This is a genomic window from Pseudomonas sp. SC3(2021) (assembly GCF_019856535.1).
GTDB lineage: Bacteria > Pseudomonadota > Gammaproteobacteria > Pseudomonadales > Pseudomonadaceae > Aquipseudomonas > Aquipseudomonas monsensis.
Genome location: NZ_CP082236.1, coordinates 5,797,816 through 5,814,112, shown reverse-complemented (window position 1 = coordinate 5,814,112; position 16,297 = coordinate 5,797,816). Strand labels below are relative to the sequence as shown.

Annotated in this window: 10 protein-coding genes; 2 read left to right on the top strand and 8 right to left on the bottom strand. The window is 62.5% G+C overall.

All coding sequences use genetic code 11. The annotated features are described in order from the left end of the window. Positions 1–957: 957 nt before the first annotated feature. From K5Y35_RS25850 to pvdM, 5 genes are all read right to left on the bottom strand, one after another. Positions 958–3,438: a TonB-dependent siderophore receptor gene (locus K5Y35_RS25850; protein WP_222833305.1), complete on the bottom strand. Its 2,481-nt coding sequence runs from the start codon at positions 3,436–3,438 to the stop codon at positions 958–960. Positions 3,439–3,552: 114 nt separating this feature from the next. Next, positions 3,553–5,202, bottom strand: coding sequence for a cyclic peptide export ABC transporter (locus tag K5Y35_RS25845; RefSeq protein ID WP_123463510.1), 1,650 nt, complete (start codon positions 5,200–5,202; stop codon positions 3,553–3,555). Positions 5,203–5,310: 108 nt separating this feature from the next. Next, complete coding sequence (locus K5Y35_RS25840) at positions 5,311–6,198, bottom strand: formylglycine-generating enzyme family protein (protein WP_186744738.1); 888 nt, start codon at positions 6,196–6,198, stop codon at positions 5,311–5,313. Positions 6,199–6,235: 37 nt separating this feature from the next. Then, a complete protein-coding gene (locus K5Y35_RS25835; protein WP_186744733.1) occupies positions 6,236–7,516 on the bottom strand; it encodes an aminotransferase class V-fold PLP-dependent enzyme in 1,281 nt (426 codons plus the stop codon). Then, the gene (pvdM, locus tag K5Y35_RS25830; protein ID WP_123463504.1) at positions 7,513–8,883 is read right to left on the bottom strand and encodes a pyoverdine-tailoring dipeptidase-like protein PvdM; all 1,371 of its coding nucleotides are present in this window, start codon (positions 8,881–8,883) and stop codon (positions 7,513–7,515) included. The genes K5Y35_RS25835 and pvdM overlap by 4 nt, the downstream gene beginning before the upstream one ends. 207 nt (positions 8,884–9,090) lie before the next feature. Between pvdM and K5Y35_RS25825 the strand changes: the two genes are divergently transcribed. Next, positions 9,091–10,716, top strand: coding sequence for a PvdJ/PvdD/PvdP-like protein (locus tag K5Y35_RS25825; protein WP_222833304.1), 1,626 nt, complete (start codon positions 9,091–9,093; stop codon positions 10,714–10,716). A 175-nt stretch (positions 10,717–10,891) separates the two neighbouring features. Here K5Y35_RS25825 and K5Y35_RS25820 read toward each other — a convergent pair whose 3' ends face one another. The 3 genes from K5Y35_RS25820 to K5Y35_RS25810 are packed head-to-tail and all read right to left on the bottom strand — an operon-like array spanning position 10,892 to position 15,431. Continuing rightward, a complete protein-coding gene (locus tag K5Y35_RS25820; protein ID WP_222833303.1) occupies positions 10,892–12,286 on the bottom strand; it encodes an efflux transporter outer membrane subunit in 1,395 nt (464 codons plus the stop codon). Between the two features lie 7 nt (positions 12,287–12,293). Continuing rightward, positions 12,294–14,267 carry a MacB family efflux pump subunit gene (locus K5Y35_RS25815; protein ID WP_186744726.1) on the bottom strand — a complete coding sequence of 658 codons (1,974 nt, stop codon included), beginning with the start codon at positions 14,265–14,267 and terminating at the stop codon, positions 12,294–12,296. After that, positions 14,268–15,431, bottom strand: coding sequence for an efflux RND transporter periplasmic adaptor subunit (locus tag K5Y35_RS25810; protein ID WP_128615574.1), 1,164 nt, complete (start codon positions 15,429–15,431; stop codon positions 14,268–14,270). Between the two features lie 323 nt (positions 15,432–15,754). Between K5Y35_RS25810 and K5Y35_RS25805 the strand changes: the two genes are divergently transcribed. Next, the gene (locus K5Y35_RS25805) at positions 15,755–16,237 is read left to right on the top strand and encodes a sigma-70 family RNA polymerase sigma factor (protein WP_315985706.1); all 483 of its coding nucleotides are present in this window, start codon (positions 15,755–15,757) and stop codon (positions 16,235–16,237) included. Positions 16,238–16,297: the final 60 nt, after the last annotated feature.

Sequence of the window (16,297 nt, the reverse complement as noted above, 5' to 3'; positions counted from 1 at the left end):
GAATATCCGTTGCTGCGGTAACGGCTGATTAGGGTTCCGCCCTTACGGCGGGTCACTTTTTCCAGACGCCGAAAAAGTAACCAAAAAGGCTTGCTCCTACGTGCGGCCCGCTCGCTGGGGCTCGGGGTTCCTTCGCTCCGGGATTGATCCGGGCGCAGCGCCTCCGGTTTGCTTCGCTGCACCTCCTCTCGCTGTGTTTGGCTTCGCCAAACGGTCGCTGCGCTCCCACCCCCGGATCAATCCCTCCACTCAGCCTTCCGATGTCGCCTTACAGATCAAAATCAAGAGCAGGCGAGCTGACACTCGGCCTATTGAGTGGTGAGGAGCGGGTGTTCGGCTTTGGTTTTGTGATGGGGCTGCCCCTCACCCCAGCCCTCTCCCGAGGGAGAGGGAGCCGATCTGTGGGCTTTTCAAAGCCTGAGTTCACAGCGGTATCGCACGTCGGCGTAACTCTTCCAAACACCACCGCCAGTCCCCTCTCCCTCTGGGAGAGGGCTAGGGTGAGGGGCTATTGATCTGGCTTGTAATCTTGCTTTGGCTTTGGCTTTGGCTTTGGCTTTGGCTTTGGCTTTGGCTTCGGCTTTTGATCTTTTGCCCCTTCGGCAGGCCGAGCGGAGGTGTTCATCCGGGGGTTAGGCGCGCAGCGCCGTGCGGCGTAGCCGCATACATCGAGAGGAGGTGCAGCGAAGCAAACCGTAGGCGATGCCCCCGGATGGACACCGTAGCGAGGGAACACTGAGCCTCAGCGAAGTGCCGTACGCCGGGGCAAAGCCTTTTGGGTTACCTTTTCGGCGTTTGGAAAAGGTGACTCGCTGTAAGAGCGAAACCGCCAGCGGCAACACCCGCAGCAACGGATATGCTCCCAAAACCCAATGAGCATGGTCGGCCCGAAGGCCGCCAAGACCAACAGGCCAAAAAAAGCCCCGCCAAAGCGGGGCTCTCTCACATCACACCCAATCAGAAATCAGCCTTGACCGACATCACGAAGTTACGCGGATCACCATAGAAGTTACCGAACCCTTCGGTACCAATGGTCGAGTAGTAACGCTTGTCAAACAGGTTGTTCCCGTTCAACGCCACCGACCAGGTATCGTCAATGCGATAACCGATGCGACCGTTCCACACCGCATAACCGGCACCGTCAATGTTGTCACCGCCCAAAGGCGAAGTGCGGTAGTTGCCCGTCTGGGCATTAACCCCGGCACCGATCGTCACACGATCCAGCGGCCCGCTCAGGCTGTAGTCACCCCAGACGCGCAACAAGTGACGCGGCACGTAGGAGTTGTAGACCACGCCATCCTGCGTGGCGTCGGCATCTTCCAGCACTTTGGTCTGGGTATAGGTATAGCCAGCCAACAATTGCAGACGATCAATCACCTCACCGCTGACTTCAGCTTCGAAGCCCTGGGCGCGCACCTTGCCGGAGTTGATCGAGCACGAACTGTCTTCGCAGCGCGGGTCATCCTGAGCGGCATCTTTCTGGATGGTGCGGAACAGGTTGAAGGAGCTGTTCAGACGACCGTCGAACCACTCACCCTTGATCCCCAACTCGTAACTCTGCCCGACCAATGGCTTGAGCGTGCTGCCATCAATGGTCTTGTACGCGCCTTGCGGGGTGAAGATGTCGGTGTAGCTGGCGTAGGCGGTCAGGTTTTCGTTGAGGTCGAACAGCACACCGGCGAACGGCGTGACTTGCCCGGTTTCGGTAGACTTGGTGTCGACCTGGGTGCCTTCGCCACGGAAGTACTGCACCGAGTCGGTGTCGGACTTGTACCAGCTGACACGGCTGCCCAGGACGAGGGTCAGCGGATCGGCCAGTTTCAGGCGGGCGATGGAGTAAGCGCCGTATTGCTTGATGTGCATGTCCACCGGGCCGCCACGGGAGGCGTTGGCCAGGTAATAGCTTTCGTCCGGTTGCGGGATGTGATGATTCGGGTCGAGCACGTTCTGCCGTTGGGGCAGGGCGGCGACGGCGTAGAAGTCATCCTTGTGCGACCGGCTCGCGTTGGCGCCGACGGTCAGTTCGTGTTGCTGGCCGAAGGCGTCGAATTTACCGTCCACATAGGCATCGAAGCCGTAGTCGCGTTGATCGTAGTCGTAGATGCTGCCCAGCATCAGTGTGTTCGAAGCGGTGGCACCGACCGGCACTGCGCCACTCGGGAAGGCGTATTCCATGTCCTGGGTGTTGCGCGAATAGACGCCCGCGACCTTCAGCGACCAGTCGTCGTTGAACTGGTGTTTCAGGTCGGCGAAGTAGGTGGCGCGCTTGCTGCGCTGGTTGTTCCACGCGGTGTTCAGGCAGGTGGAGCGCTTGAGGTGCAGGTCGGAGCCGTCGGCATAACGCGGCAGACCGCCCCAGCACGGCGTGGCGTCAACGTCTTCCCAGGCGAAACCCACGCCCAGCGTGGTGTCGGGGCTGAGGTCGAAGTCCAGGGCGCCGTAGTAGATCTGGTCCTTGCGGCTGGCCACGTCGTAGAAGTACTGACGGGTCTGCTCGGTGACCACGGCACGGCCACGGATGGTGCCGGCGTCGTTCAGCGGGCCGCCGGTATCGACCTGGCCACGGTAGTTGTCCCAGGTGCCTGCCGACAGCGACAGTTGCGTGTGGGCAGTATCGCCGCCGCGCTTGCGCACGAAGTTGACGCCACCGGCGGTGCCGCCAGCGCCTTTCATCATGCCGGCGGCGCCGCGCAGCACTTCCACGCGGTCATAGATGGCCATGTCGCTGTTGAAGCTGTCGGCCTGTACGTAGCTGCTGCCGATGTCCAGTGGCACGCCGTCGTACTGGTATTGACCGGTCATGCGAAAGCCGCGCGAGTAGAAATACTTGCCGCCCATGGGCGAGTCGTACACGGTGATGCCCGGGGTCTTTTCCATCACCTGTTCGATGGTGTTGAGGTTCTGGTCATCAAGCATTTTGCGCGTCATGACCGTGACCGACTGCGGTGTGTCTTTCAGCGAGTGCACGCCTTTGCCAATGGTCACGCCACCGGTGGTGTAGGAGTTGCTGCCTTCGGTGGTGGCGCCCATGCGTTGCGCGTTGACGTTGGTCGGAGCCAGTTCCATCGTGTCGCCGGTGGCCGGGCCGAGCACCGTCACGGTGTTGCCGTCACGCTGATAGCGAATGCCGGTGCCCTTGAGCATCGCGTTCAGCGAATCATCGCCCTGATAGCGCCCATTGAGCGCACTGGAGCGCAGGCCTTGCAGGCTTTCCGGGCTGTAGATGATTTGCAGACTGGTCTGTTGACCAAGCGTCTGCAGCGCCTGCGCCAGTGGCTGGGCCGGAATGTTCAGGGTCCATTCCTGCGCCTGCACATATGGCGTGACAGCGACGGACAGGGCCAGACCCAGGCCGGTGCCGGCCAGGCGGGAACGTGTGGCGCCCTGCATCAGCAGGGCTCGAGTCAGAGGGCGAAGCATGAAACGGGATGCGGACATGAGGTTAAGACCTTGGCAGGTATAGTTGTTAATGGTTCTTATTCATCTCATTAAGACGAGGAAGCCGCGGCAAACCGGAAAACTATTTTTCCGGCCTGGCTGCGGCCTCGTGTTTCAAGCAGTCTGCAGTTCGCTTTTGACCTTGCCGGCCTCCATGCGCACCAGTTGGTCGGCGACGTCGAAGTAACGATCATCGTGGGAAATCACAATGATGGTTTTGCCCAGGCGCTTAAGGTCGGGCAGCAACTCGGTGTAGAAAATCCGCCGGAAGGTCGGGTCCTGATCCGCCGCCCATTCATCGAACACCAGCACCGGACGCTCTTCGAGCCAGGCGTTGACCAGCGCCAGGCGCTTGCGCTGGCCGGTGGACAAATCGGTGGTGCTGAAGGCGCCGTCGCGCACGCTGACCTTGTGCGCAATCTCCAGACGTTCGAGGTAGCGGGTGGCGTCCTGTGGGACCTGGCGGTCGCCTTGAATCAGATCATCGAACAGGTAGTAGTCGGCAAAGATCGTCGTGAAGTTCTGCCGGTAGTCATCGCGGTTGAGCGCGGTGATCGGCTGATCGTTGACGCGGATTTCGCCTTCGGTCGGGGCGTACAGGCCGAGCAGCAATTTGATCAGCGTGGTTTTGCCGCAACCGTTTTCGCCGACGATAAACACGATCTCGCCTTGTTCGATGCGCAGGTTGACTGGCCCCAGACGGAACGGCTCGCTGCCAGCCACCGGCGGGAAGGCGTAGCGCACATTGTTCAGTTCCAGGCTGTTGACGGCCCCGGGCTTCTGGCCCTGGTCCTCCAGCAACAGGTGCGGTTCGGGCGAGGAGAATTGCTCGCTCAGCTCGGCGATCCGGCGGAAGGCGATCTGCGCGCGGCTGATGATCGGCAAGGTGCTGACCAGATGCTCCAGCGGCCCCTTCATGTACAGCAGCACCAGCACGAACCCGCTCATCACCGCTTTGTCGCCGCTGGGCCAGAAGGATTGCAGGGCCAGCGCCATGCCGATGACCACGAAGAACAACATGGAGCCAAAGGATTTGGCGATGACGAACGTGTTGATGGATTTGATCTGAGTGTCGCAGATCTTCTCGGCAGTTTTCTGAATGCCGGCGACGAACATGCGCTGGCGACGCGGACGGTGAATGCGCAGTTCCTTGGCGCCTTCGGCAATCGCGTTGTAGTGCTTTTGCAGTTCATCTTCGCAGTCGCGTGCGGCGTAGAAACCGCGCATGCCCCTGGCCCGGGCAATCGCTTGAATCGTGGTGCCGATCGCAATCGCCACCAGCATCATCAGGAACATCGGCCACGACAGCATCGCCAGGTAACCGAGGCAGCCGAGGGTGACGGTCATGGAGATCGCCAGTGGCGCAAAGGCGAAGGCGAAGTCGCTGATGGTGTCGACGTCATGGGTCAGCACCGGGATCAGCCGGTGGCTGCGATAGCGCTCGATCTGGTCGATCGGCGCCGACAGGACCTTTTCCCCCAGTTCTTTGCGCAATTTGGCGATGATGTGCTGGCCGACGTAGTTGGTGCCGATGTCCGACAGAATCGTCGTCAGCAGCGCCAGTGCACAGAGTCCGGCAAAGATCATCACCACGGTACGGGTCAGGCCGTCATCGGAGTGCAGGGCATTGTTGATGGTGGCCAGCAGCACGGTGACGCTCAGGCCGCCGATCATGCCGAGCACGATGGACGCAGAGACGATCAGGCGGAAGGGCTTGAGCAGGGCGAACAATTCGTTGATCGCCCCACGCGTAGGCTTGGTCATGGAGGATTCCTGCTTCGGTGCGGAGGGAGTGCCGGTACTTAAGGAAAACGAATGGTCACGCAGTTTCTTTAAACGACCGCAGACGGGCTGCGGTCGTGGCGGGCAGGCTCAGAGGTCGCGCACGACCCGGAAGCCGAGCCAGTCGCCCTTGCTGGTCGGCCAGCTGCTGTTGCGGTTGCCGGAGCGCGAAAACACCGGCGCTTCGCCCCAGTCGTTGCCGCGCATGACCTGGCGTTCGCAGTTTTCCTGCGTCCAGGGACGACCGTCGTTGGGCACCCCGGCGTAGTCCTTGTGATAACAGTCGGCAGTCCATTCGTAGACGTTGCCGTGGGCGTCGTAAACGCCGAAGGCGTTGGCCGGGAAGGTGCCGGCCGGCGAGGTGAAGTTGTAGCCGTCGGCAGCGCCATAGGTGTTGGCGTGTTTGGAAATCTGGTAGTTGTTGCCTTCATCGAACGGGAACGGGAAAGGCCCGGTGCTGCCGCCACGGGCGGCGTACTCGCGGATCGATTCGCTTTGCAGGCGATAGGCCTGGCCGGTCTTTTTCGACAGCCAGTCGATGTAGCCCTGGGCTTCGGCGACGTTCATGCACACCGCCGGGTCGCGCGCGGTCTGTTTGAATTGCGGTTTGCCGGCGGTGCAGCGGCGGCCGGGGCGGTCGTCGAAGTCGTACGGTTTGTTGCCGGTTTCGCGCACGTACGCGTCCCATTCACCCACCAGCACCTGGAAGCGGCTGATGGCGAACGGTTTGCTGAAGGTCACTTCGTGGCGCGGACCCTCGTCCGGCTCGCGCCCGACTTCGTCCTCCGGGGTGCCCATGGTGAAGGTGCCGGTCGGCAGCACGACCATTTCCGGGCAGTCCTTGCAGTCCTTGAACACTTTGCCCGGCGCCGGCGGTGTCGCCGCTTGTGCGGCAGCGGGCAACAGACCGGCGCACAGCGCGGTCAGGGCCAGGGCGGGCAGGGCCTTGAAGGGGAATGAGGCGTGAGGCTTTTTCATGAGTCGTCTCTGTGAAAGGAAAACTGGAGTCGAAGGATCAGGCGCGCAGTCTTTTACCGAGGATGGCCATGAACCGGTCCACTTCGGTTTCGTCGTTGAGCAGGCCGGGCGCGGTGCGGATCACCGGGCCGACGTCGCGGCTGACGGCATCGCAGATCACCCGGTTGTTCATCAGGTAGGCGGCGACTTCATCGCTGTCCTGCCCCTTGACCCGGAAGAAGGTAAAACCGGCAGAGAACTGTGGATCGAGCGGGGTCACCAGCTCGATGTTGGCGTGTTCGCGCAGGCGCTGCTTCAGGTAGCTGTTGAGCTGATGGATGCGCGCCTGAACATCGGCCTTGCCCAATTGCAGGTGCAACTTGAAGGCTTCGTCCACCGCCCAGCGATGTTCGAAAGCGTGGTAACCGCCCGGGGTCATGGTGGTGCCAAACGTTGTGGCTTCAGAGAACGTCGGCACGCTGGGGCTGACGTACTTCACCTCTTCGCTGCGGCTGCACACGATGCCGGTGCCGCGCGGGCCGAACATCCATTTGTGGGTGCCGGCAATGAAAAAGTCGCAGTTCATCTGCGGGAAACTCAGGTCATCGACACCGAAGCCGTGCACGCCGTCGACCACGTAGATCAGCCGGTCCTTGTCGTCGCGTTGCCGGTTGTGTGCATCGACCAGTCGCGATATTTCGGCGATCGGCAACTTCACGCCACTGCCCGAGTGCACCCACGTCATGCCCAGCACGCGGGTTTCGGGACGGATGTTGCGGTTGATTGTGTCGAGCACCTGATCCAGTGAAATGCTTTGCGGCGTTTCGAACAGGTTGAGTTTGCGCACCCGTGTGCCATCGCGGCGGCTGCGGAACGCGAGAATGTTGCGGGTCGAATAGTGCTCGTGTTCGGTGGTGAGGATTTCCTGATCCGGGCGCACCTGCACGCTGCCGTAAATCATCGCCAGGCCTTCGGTGGTGCTGCCGGTGAGGGCGATCTGGCCGGGCTGGGCCTGCAGGTATTTGCCGGCCCAGACCCGCACGTTTGCTTCGCGCTTTTCGGTGACACCGAAGTCCCAGTCCATGGCCAGGCCGGGGTTCTGGTCCAGTGCTGCACGATGACGCTCGATGGCCTCGCGCACGGGCCTGGGATGGGAGGTGATCAGAAAATTGGCGAAGTGAATCGCCTGCGGGTCCTGATCAAACAACTGACGCAGCCGGGCCCATTTGTCACCCGCCGGCGCAGTGGACGCCATCGCCGGCGATGTCAGGCTTGCGCCCATTGGCAGGGCTGCTGCGATCACGCCCGCCTGTTTCAGAAAAGTACGGCGATCAGTCATGGTCTGGCTGCGTCCTGACGGGAGGCCAGTGCCGGTTTGGCGGCGTTCTGTACTTGCTCCCAGACGCGCATGAAGTTGCCGCCCCACAGCTTGGCGATGTCCGCTTCGGAGTAGCCGCGCTGGATCAGCTCGGCGGTGACGTTGCGGATCTCGCCGACGTTTTCCCAGCCTTTGATGCCGCCGCCATCGTTGAAGTCCGAGGCGATGCCGACATGGTCGATGCCGATCTTGCGCACGGTGTAGTCGATGGCGTCGCCGAGGTCCTTGAGGGTCGCTTTCGGCTCTTCTTCAAGAATCGCGTAGAGGCCGCTGGCGTACTGGCCGAGTTTCTGCTCGGACCAGGCGGTGATGATCGGGTCGCCCGGCATCAGGGCCATGGCCAGGTTGGGCAGTGGCGGCAAGTCGAAGCGTGCGCGCAGGGCGTTGAGTTTGTCCTGGGTACCCTGGGTCAGCGGTTTGAGGTACTGCGAGAACCCGACCACCTGGACCACGCCGCCGCTGTTCTTGATCAGTTGCAATTCCTTGTCGCTGAGGTTGCGCGGAATATCCACCGCGGCCCGTGGCGCCGAGTGCGAGGCCACGATCGGCGTGCGGCTCAGTTGCGCGACTTGCTCCAGCGCCTTGGTCGACATCTGCGAGACGTCGATGATCACGCCCAGATCATTCAGGCGCTGCACCGCTTGCTTGCCGATGTCGGAGAGGCCGTCGAGGGCGTCCGGCGAATCATTGAAAAACGGCAGCGGTCGCGACGAGTCAGCCCAGCTGTTGTTGCCGATGTAGCTGAAGCCGAACATGCGCATGCCGCGCCCGGCCCACAGGTCGAGCTTGCTCAGGTCGTTGCCCAGCGGGTAGGCGTTGAGCATGCTGATGAAAATCGCAAACTTGCCTTCGCCATGCAGACGGCGGAAATCGTCGGGGGTGTAGGCGATACCGACCTGATTGGGAAAGTCGCGGACCATCCCGGAAATGATTTTGTAGCGCACTTCCTGCTGATTGCGTGCTTCCTCGACAAAGCCTTCGGTCGGGCGATGCGGGGCATTCGGGCCGTTCCACATCTCCGGCCAGCCGAACACGGTCAGCGCCGCGCCGGACAGGCGCCCGCGATTGGCCTTGATCAGGTCGAACTGCCCGGAACCGTCCTTGTCGGCTTCGTTGCCGTGGGCGCCAAAACTCAGCGGCACGGTAATGTGGCTGTCGAACGAGAGGAGCCGATCCTGCAATTCGGTCGCCTGCTTCATCACTTTCACCGGGTAGCCGGGGTTGTCCCGAAACCAGTAATCCCAAGCCAGAAACCCTGCGCCGGCGCTGATCGCCAAGGCCAGCGGCAGGCCGATAAATAGAGCCTTTTTCGAACGCGGTTTTGTCATTGCCATCTCATTCAGGTTCGCCGTCGAGGTGCAGGCGCAGGGGCCTTCGCTATCTGGGAGGAACGAGTGGTCGGGCGGGTAATTTAGTGAGGCGCGAGAAAAGCGCTGCCGGCGCGTGGTGATCTTTTACCGAGGCCATAAATTTGTTCGGCGAGCAAACGTTCTAGCTTGGATAAAGCCTGCTTCATGGCTGACACAGGTAGGGCAATGACGATCTCTCGACGCTGGTTCATGGCGGGCATGGCACTCACGGGCGCCGCGCTGCCTGCCGCTTTTTATGCACATCGTGAGCTGACCCGTGAGGAATTTCCGGTCACCCCGGGAGAGGCCACGGTCGATCTGGCCGACACGGCCGGTCAACAACTGGCGGACAGCCTGCGCGGCGTCTGGGATATCCGCTTTACCGGGTCTGCTGCGGGGCTGGACGGCCTGCCCGACGAAGGGCTGGAATTGTTTCTCGACATTGCCCAGCGTGGCCGCGGCTTGCGTGGCTATCTCGATACCGGTGCCAACCTGCGCGCTGATGCACCGGCGCGTTATCAGGTGATCGGCGATCTGGCACCGGGCAATGGCGCCGAGATGTACTGGCGGTTGCTGCGCACCGATGCGCCGCAAGCACCACCGGTGTACGAGTTCAAAGTCAAACTGGACGAAGTCTGGGCGGCGTTCGGCAATGCTGGCAGCGGCACCTTCACCGGGCAGGTCTTGCATCTGGACCGGCCGTTGGGTTTGCCCGAACTCGACAATCATTTCATCGCGATCAAGCGACGTTTCCCCGAGGCCCGTGAACGTGCCGGATTGAACCCGACGCTATTGGCCTGGCTGGTGGCGCCGGAACATCGTTTGTTCCACCAGCTCTGGCACGCCACGCGGGACAAGTGGCACAAACTGTCGGAGAAAAAGCGCGAAGCCTTGCGCGGCATTGGCTGGCAGCCCGGCCCGCGTGACAAGGAGCGCGACGCCCGTGGGCCACGCAAGGATCGCAACGGCTCGGGCATCGACTTTTTCTTCATGCACCGGCACATGCTCGGCAAGGCCCGTTCGATGCAGGATTTGCCGTCCTGGCCGGCGTTTCCCCTGCCGCAACCGGAACTGGAACGCGACCGCCAGGGTTTCGCCCGCTACTTCGACAACCATGACGGCAATGCCTTGCCGCCGACCTGGCTGACCGAAGGCGACGATGAATACACAAAATGGGTCAGCGACATCAAAGCCGCCGAGACCTATCACAGCAATTTCCAGGTCTGGGAGTCGCAGTATCGCGACCCGCGGTACTTGTCGAAACTCACCCTCGGCCAGTTCGGTTCGGAAGTCGAACTGGGCCTGCACGACTGGTTGCACATGCGCTGGGCGTCAGTGGCGCGTGATCCGTCCAATGACATTCCGGTGCCGATGGCACGCGATCAGGCCGATTTTGCCGCGCGCTGGTACGTCCCGGAAAACGACTTTCTCGGTGACCCGTTTTCCTCCCATGTGAACCCGGTGTTCTGGCGTTTTCACGGCTGGATCGACGATCGCATCGAGGACTGGTTCCGGGCCCACGAGCGCTTTCATCCGGGAGAAGTCAGTCGTCTCGAGGTCAACGGCGTACCGTGGTTTGCGCCCGGACGCTGGGTTGAGGTCGACGATCCCTGGCTGGGCCCGGACACCCACGGCTGCAGCACGGTGCCCGGTCTGCAAGTCGGACGCTCGGTGGAGATGGACCCGGAAACCATGAAGCTGGCGCTGCGCATCACCTTCGGCGACGAAGACCACATGGCCGACCTGTTTCGCAAAGTGCCGCAGCGGCCGTGGTATGCGCGGCATCTGAAAGTCAAAGGGCGGCAACTCTAAGCGCAAAAAAAATCGCAGCCTGGTGCTGCGATTTTTTTTGCCTGGGGATGTTGGTTCGCCTGATCCGGCGCTTTCGCGAGCGGGCTCGCTCCCGCAGGGGACTTTGTAAACGACGCAGAACCAATGTGGGAGCGAGCTTGCTCGCGAAGGCGTCGGACCAGTCGCTAATTTGCGCTCAGATCACTTGCCAGTCACCGCCCAACGCTTTGTACAAGGCAATGCTCGCTTGCAGTCGCGACAAGCGCAGTTGCACATTCATATCCTGCGCCGCATACAAGGTGCGCTGGGTTTGCAGCACCGTCAGCAGGTCTTCGGCGCCGGCCTGATAGCGGCTCTGGGCAATGTCAAACGCGGTTTGCGCCTGGCTCAGTTCTTCGCTTTGCCATTGCCGTTGTTCATCGAGGCCGCGAATGCTGCTGAGGGCTTTTTCCACGTCGGCGAAGCCATTGATGATCGCCCCGCGATAGCTCTCCAGCAGTTCGTCCTGACGGGCCTTGGCCTTGTCGCGTTCGGCGCTCAGGCGCCCGTTGTTGAAGATCGGCGCAGTCAGCCCGGATGACAGGTTATAGAACGTCGTGCGCAGCAGGTCTGCGGCCAGATCGGCGCCGGTGCCGAGACTGGCGGTGAGGGTGATTTTCGGCAGCATGGCGGCGCGGGCCACCGTGACGTCAGCCTGAGCGGCCGCCAGTTTGGCTTCGGCGCTGGCGATGTCCGGGCGCCGGCTCAGCAGATCGCTGGGCACGCCACTGGCGATGTTCGGCCACTGCAATTGTTCGAATGACTGTTGCGGTGCCGACAGCGCCTGCACCGGTTGGCCGAGCAGGGCGGCGAGGGTGATCAAGGCTTCGCGGGCCTGTTGCTGCACCAGCGGCAATTTGCGCTGTTGCTCGGCGACCAGGCTTTTCTGCTGGGCCAGTTCCAGCGCGGTGGCGCTGCCGGCATCAAACCGGGTTTGCACCAGGTGCAGGACGCTTTGCGCGTTGGCCAGATTGAGCGCGGCAATCCGCGCCTGTTCGCGCAACGCCAGGGCCTGGGTGTAACTGTTAGCGACGCCGCTTTGCAAGGTCAGCTCCACGGTGGCGCGGTCGAATTCGCTGGCCTGTATGCCGAACACGGCACTGTCGCGCGCCGCGCGTTTACCGCCCCAGAAGTCGATTTCGTAACTGGCGCTCAACTCGGCGTCGTAGTAATCCAGCGAGCGATTGTCCGGGTTGACGTCGAGCTGGCTGTAGCCCTTGCCGTGCAACAGTTTCTGCCGGTTGGCATTCAGTCCGGCCTTGATTTCCGGGAGCAGCGGGGCGCCGGCAATCGTCGCGCTGGCCTGTGCCTGCCGGACCCGGGCAACGGCGGCGCCGAGGTCATGGCTGCCCAGGCGCGCCTGTTCGATCAGTCGATCGAGTTCGCGGCTGCCGAACTGCGTCCACCACTGGCGATTGCTCTGCACCGCGTCGGGATGGTCAGGCGATTGCCAGGCGGGCGGTGGCTGCACGCCGCTGTCGAGGCGCGGCGCAGGGCTGTTGCAGGCCGCCAGCATCAGGCTGGCGGCAAGGAGTGTCAGTGGCGCTTTCATAGAACGATCATTCACTGGTAAGGGCCGTGACCGGGTCGAGCCGGGCAGCCTTGCGGGCAGGCATGAAGCCGAAGAGGACGCCGGTGATCAGCGCGCAGGTGAAGGCCCCGAGCACCGCCAGCCATTGAAACGCGATCGCCACACCACTGAACACGAGCACGCCACCGACCAGCATCGCCAGGCTGATGCCGGCAATGCCGCCGACCACCGAGAGCATCACCGCTTCGGTGAGGAACTGGCGCAGGATGTCGCGCTGGCGGGCGCCGGTGGCCATGCGAATGCCGATTTCGCGGGTCCGTTCGCGCACGGTCATGAGCATGATGTTCATCACGCCGATACCGCCCACCAGCAAGGAGATGGCGGCAATCGCGCCGAGCATCAGCGACAGCGTGCCCTGGGTGCGCGCCTCGGCCTGGATCATCGCGGCGTTGTTGGTCAGTTCGAAGTCCTTTTTGCCGTGGTGCCGACGCAGCATCGCCTGTTCGATGGCCTGTTCGGCGTCCTTGACTTTGCGTGCGTCCTTGGCGGCGATCACCACGTATTCCGGATTGCGGCTGCCGAACAGGCGCATGCTGGCGGCGGAATAGGGCACGGCGATGCGGTTGTCGCTGTCGGAGTCGCCGGAGCTTGAGCCTTTTTCAGCCAGAACCCCGAGCACCTGAAACGGCACGTTTTCGATCAGGATGTACTGGCCGATCGGGTCGGCGACATCCTTGAGCAACTTGTCACGCACCTTGGTGCCGATCACCGCCACGGCGGCGGCGCTGTCTTCGTCGGCCTGGGTGAAGTAACTGCCCTGAACCACCGGCCAGTTGAAGATGCTTGGGAAGTTGGTGTCATTGCCGCCGACGTAGCTGCTGTGGTCGGCATTGCCGAAACGCACGCCGGCGGTCGAGCCGTTGACCGGCATGATGCGTTCGACCTGGGGTAGGGCAGCCAGCTCGGCGACGTCGTCGAGGGTGATGATGCCCGGCGGCGTGCGCGGGTTGGGAGCGGCGCCGCTGAGGTAAATGATGTTGGACCCGAAGGCGCCCATCTGCGCCATCACCTGACGCTTGCTGCCTTCGCCCACGGCCAGCATCACCACCACCGAGGCCACGCCGATGACGATGCCGAGCAGGGTCAGCGCGGTGCGAAAACGATTGATCCACATGACCCGCCACGCGGCTTGCACGGCGTCCACCAGTTCACCTTTCCAGGCGCTGGTCTGGCTGCTGCCGGTGCTCAGGCGCTGGCGCAGATCGACCGCTTGCAGGGCGCCGGGGTTGGCACGGCGGACGGCGGCTGACGGATGTTTGGCGGTATCGCTGATGATCAGGCCATCGCGGATTTCGATGATGCGTTGGGCCCGTTGCGCCACTTCGCGGTCGTGGGTGATCAGAATCACCACGTGACCCTGGCCGGCGAGTTCGTCGAGCAGGGCCATGACTTCGGCGCCGCTGTGGCTGTCGAGGGCGCCGGTGGGTTCATCGGCGAGAATGATGTGGCCGCCGTTCATCAGCGCCCGGGCAATCGACACCCGTTGTTGCTGACCACCGGAAAGCTGATGCGGACGGTTGCCGGTGCGCGTGCCCAGACCGAGACGTTCCAGTAACGCACGGGCTCGCGCATGGCGTTCCGCCGCCGGGGTACCGGCGTAGATGGCCGGCATCTCGACGTTTTCCTGAGCGGAGCCGGACGGAATCAGGTGATAGCCCTGGAACACAAAACCGAACGCCTCGCGGCGCAGCCAGGCCAGTTCGTCGCTGTCCAGTTGCGCGACGTCCTCACCGGCGAAGCGATATTCGCCGCTGGTGGGGCGATCGAGGCAGCCGAGGATGTTCATCAGCGTCGATTTGCCGGAGCCGGACGCGCCGACAATGGCGACAAACTCGCCGGCATGAATCGACAGGTCGATGCCGCGCAACACCTGCACCTGCGGACTGTCGTCGCCGCCGTAGGATTTGCGGATCTGCCGCAGGTCAATCAGGGGCGTTTGCATTCAGCCTCCGCTGCCGGTGGCTGGCGTGCTGAGGATGTGATCGCCCTCGGCCAGGCCTTCGAGCACTTGTGTGCGCAGGCGGTCGCTGATGCCGGTGCGCACGTCGCGGGACTGGATGTCGCCGTTGGCGGCGACGATCTGTACGCGTTGCCACTGCGCACGCGTGCCCGGTTGCAGGGCGGCGCTCGGCACAGTCAGGGTGTTCTGTGCCTGCTGGGCGACGAAGAACACTTGCGCGGTCATGTCGGTCATCAGACTGTTGTCGGCGTTGTCGACGTCGAGCAGCACGGTATAGAGCACCACACGTTCGCTGCCACTGCGCCCGCTGGTGGGGCTACCCCCCTGGTTCTGCTCGAGCGGGCGCGGCGGCACCGGCAGAATCTGCCGTACGGTGCTGCTCCAGCGTCGGCTGCCACCGCTGAGGGTGGTGAAGTAGGCGGTCATGCCGGGTTTGACGTGGCCGATGTCCGCTTCGGAAACCTCGGCCCACACGGTCATGGGCGAGAGCCGGGCGATGCGCAGGATCAGCGGGGTTTGCTGTTGCGCATTGAGCGTCTGGCCTTCCCGGGCACCTACCGCGACCACGGTGCCGCTCATTGGCGCAAAAATGCGTGTGTAGCCGAGCTCCGCTTCGTCGCTGCGCAGGCTCGCCTGGGCCTGACGGATCTGTGCCTGGAACATGTCGATGCGCGCCTGGGTCGCGCGCACTTCGGCGCGGGCGGTCTGCACATCTTCTTCTCGGGTGGCGCCGCCGGCGGCGAGTTGCTGCTGGCGCTGGTATTTCTGCCGTGCGAGGTCGTGCTGTGCACGCTGTTCCTGCAGTTGCGCCTTGAGGTTTTCAATGGAGAAGCGCCCGGCGTCGAGTTTGGCTTTTTGCGTGGACGGGTCGATCTCCACCAGCAACTGGCCCTCCTTGACCGTATCGCCTGCCTCGACATGGATCTTCTGGATTTGCCCGGACGCCTGCGCACCGACATCGACATAACGACGCGGCTGCAAGGTGCCGAGTGCGGTCACGCTGTTTTCGATACTGCTGCGGGTCACCTGCACGGTGGCGAGAGCGTCTCGTCCGGGCGGCAGCACCTGCCACGCGGCAACGGCAATCACGGGAATCAGACAAAGGGCGGCGAACAGGGCGCGTCGGGCGGGGCGGGGACGTTTCATGCAGGGTTCCGGCCAGTGAATTCGGCCCGTCATTCAGCGCAGGCAGCGCGGTGCGCGGAGGCTGAACGCTGTCGCAAGGCGCGACAGATACGGGGAGCTGTCCTGTAAACGATGCATGCACGAGGGAATTTAAGCCCGCATACATCAAGTAACCGCTAGCTGCAGCGGACTATTTGGGCAGGATGTGGAAACAGCGCTTTAAATCTATATGAGAATTACTATAAATTACGCACCTCAAGTTGCCACCCTCTTGCTACTGCGGATCGCCCGCGGCTGGAACCGTGTGCTCAAGGACAGGAATTGCATTGATACGGTCGGGAGTCATGTTGGAAAACTACTATCGCGAGCTGGTGTGTTTCCTGAACGCCAGGCTGGGCAACCGTCAGGTTGCCGAAGATGTGGTGCATGACGCTTATGTGCGGGTGCTGGAGCGTTCCAGTGATACACCGATCGAGCAACCCCGGGCGTTTCTCTATCGCACGGCGCTGAACCTGGTCATCGACGACCATCGGCGCAATGCCCTGCGTCAGGTCGAATCGCTCGACGTACTCGACAGCGAAGAACGCTATTTCACCCCGTCGCCCCACGGCACCCTCGATCACGGCCAGCGCCTGGAAATGCTTCAGCGCGCATTGGCAGAATTGCCGCCGCTGTGCCGCGACAGCTTTTTGCTGCGCAAGATCGAAGGCCTGTCCCATCCGGAAATCGCCGAGACCCTCGGCATTTCCAAGGCACTGGTGGAGAAACATATCGTCAACGCCATGAAGCACTGCCGGTTGCGCATCAAGCAATGGGACGCCCATTGAGCCGTCCTCGTTAAATTTCTTTTCATCGTCCTCGTTCCTACTCAACAGACGACCTGCTGA

Coding starts and splice junctions, on each gene's coding strand:
- K5Y35_RS25835 (WP_186744733.1), bottom strand. CDS start 7,516: ATGACTGATCGCCGTACTTTTCTGAAACAGGCGGGCGTGATCGCAGCA.
- K5Y35_RS25845 (WP_123463510.1), bottom strand. CDS start 5,202: ATGACCAAGCCTACGCGTGGGGCGATCAACGAATTGTTCGCCCTGCTC.
- K5Y35_RS25810 (WP_128615574.1), bottom strand. CDS start 15,431: ATGAAACGTCCCCGCCCCGCCCGACGCGCCCTGTTCGCCGCCCTTTGT.
- K5Y35_RS25840 (WP_186744738.1), bottom strand. CDS start 6,198: ATGAAAAAGCCTCACGCCTCATTCCCCTTCAAGGCCCTGCCCGCCCTG.
- pvdM (WP_123463504.1), bottom strand. CDS start 8,883: ATGACAAAACCGCGTTCGAAAAAGGCTCTATTTATCGGCCTGCCGCTG.
- K5Y35_RS25825 (WP_222833304.1), top strand. CDS start 9,091: ATGACGATCTCTCGACGCTGGTTCATGGCGGGCATGGCACTCACGGGC.
- K5Y35_RS25820 (WP_222833303.1), bottom strand. CDS start 12,286: ATGAAAGCGCCACTGACACTCCTTGCCGCCAGCCTGATGCTGGCGGCC.
- K5Y35_RS25805 (WP_315985706.1), top strand. CDS start 15,755: ATGTTGGAAAACTACTATCGCGAGCTGGTGTGTTTCCTGAACGCCAGG.
- K5Y35_RS25815 (WP_186744726.1), bottom strand. CDS start 14,267: ATGCAAACGCCCCTGATTGACCTGCGGCAGATCCGCAAATCCTACGGC.
- K5Y35_RS25850 (WP_222833305.1), bottom strand. CDS start 3,438: ATGTCCGCATCCCGTTTCATGCTTCGCCCTCTGACTCGAGCCCTGCTG.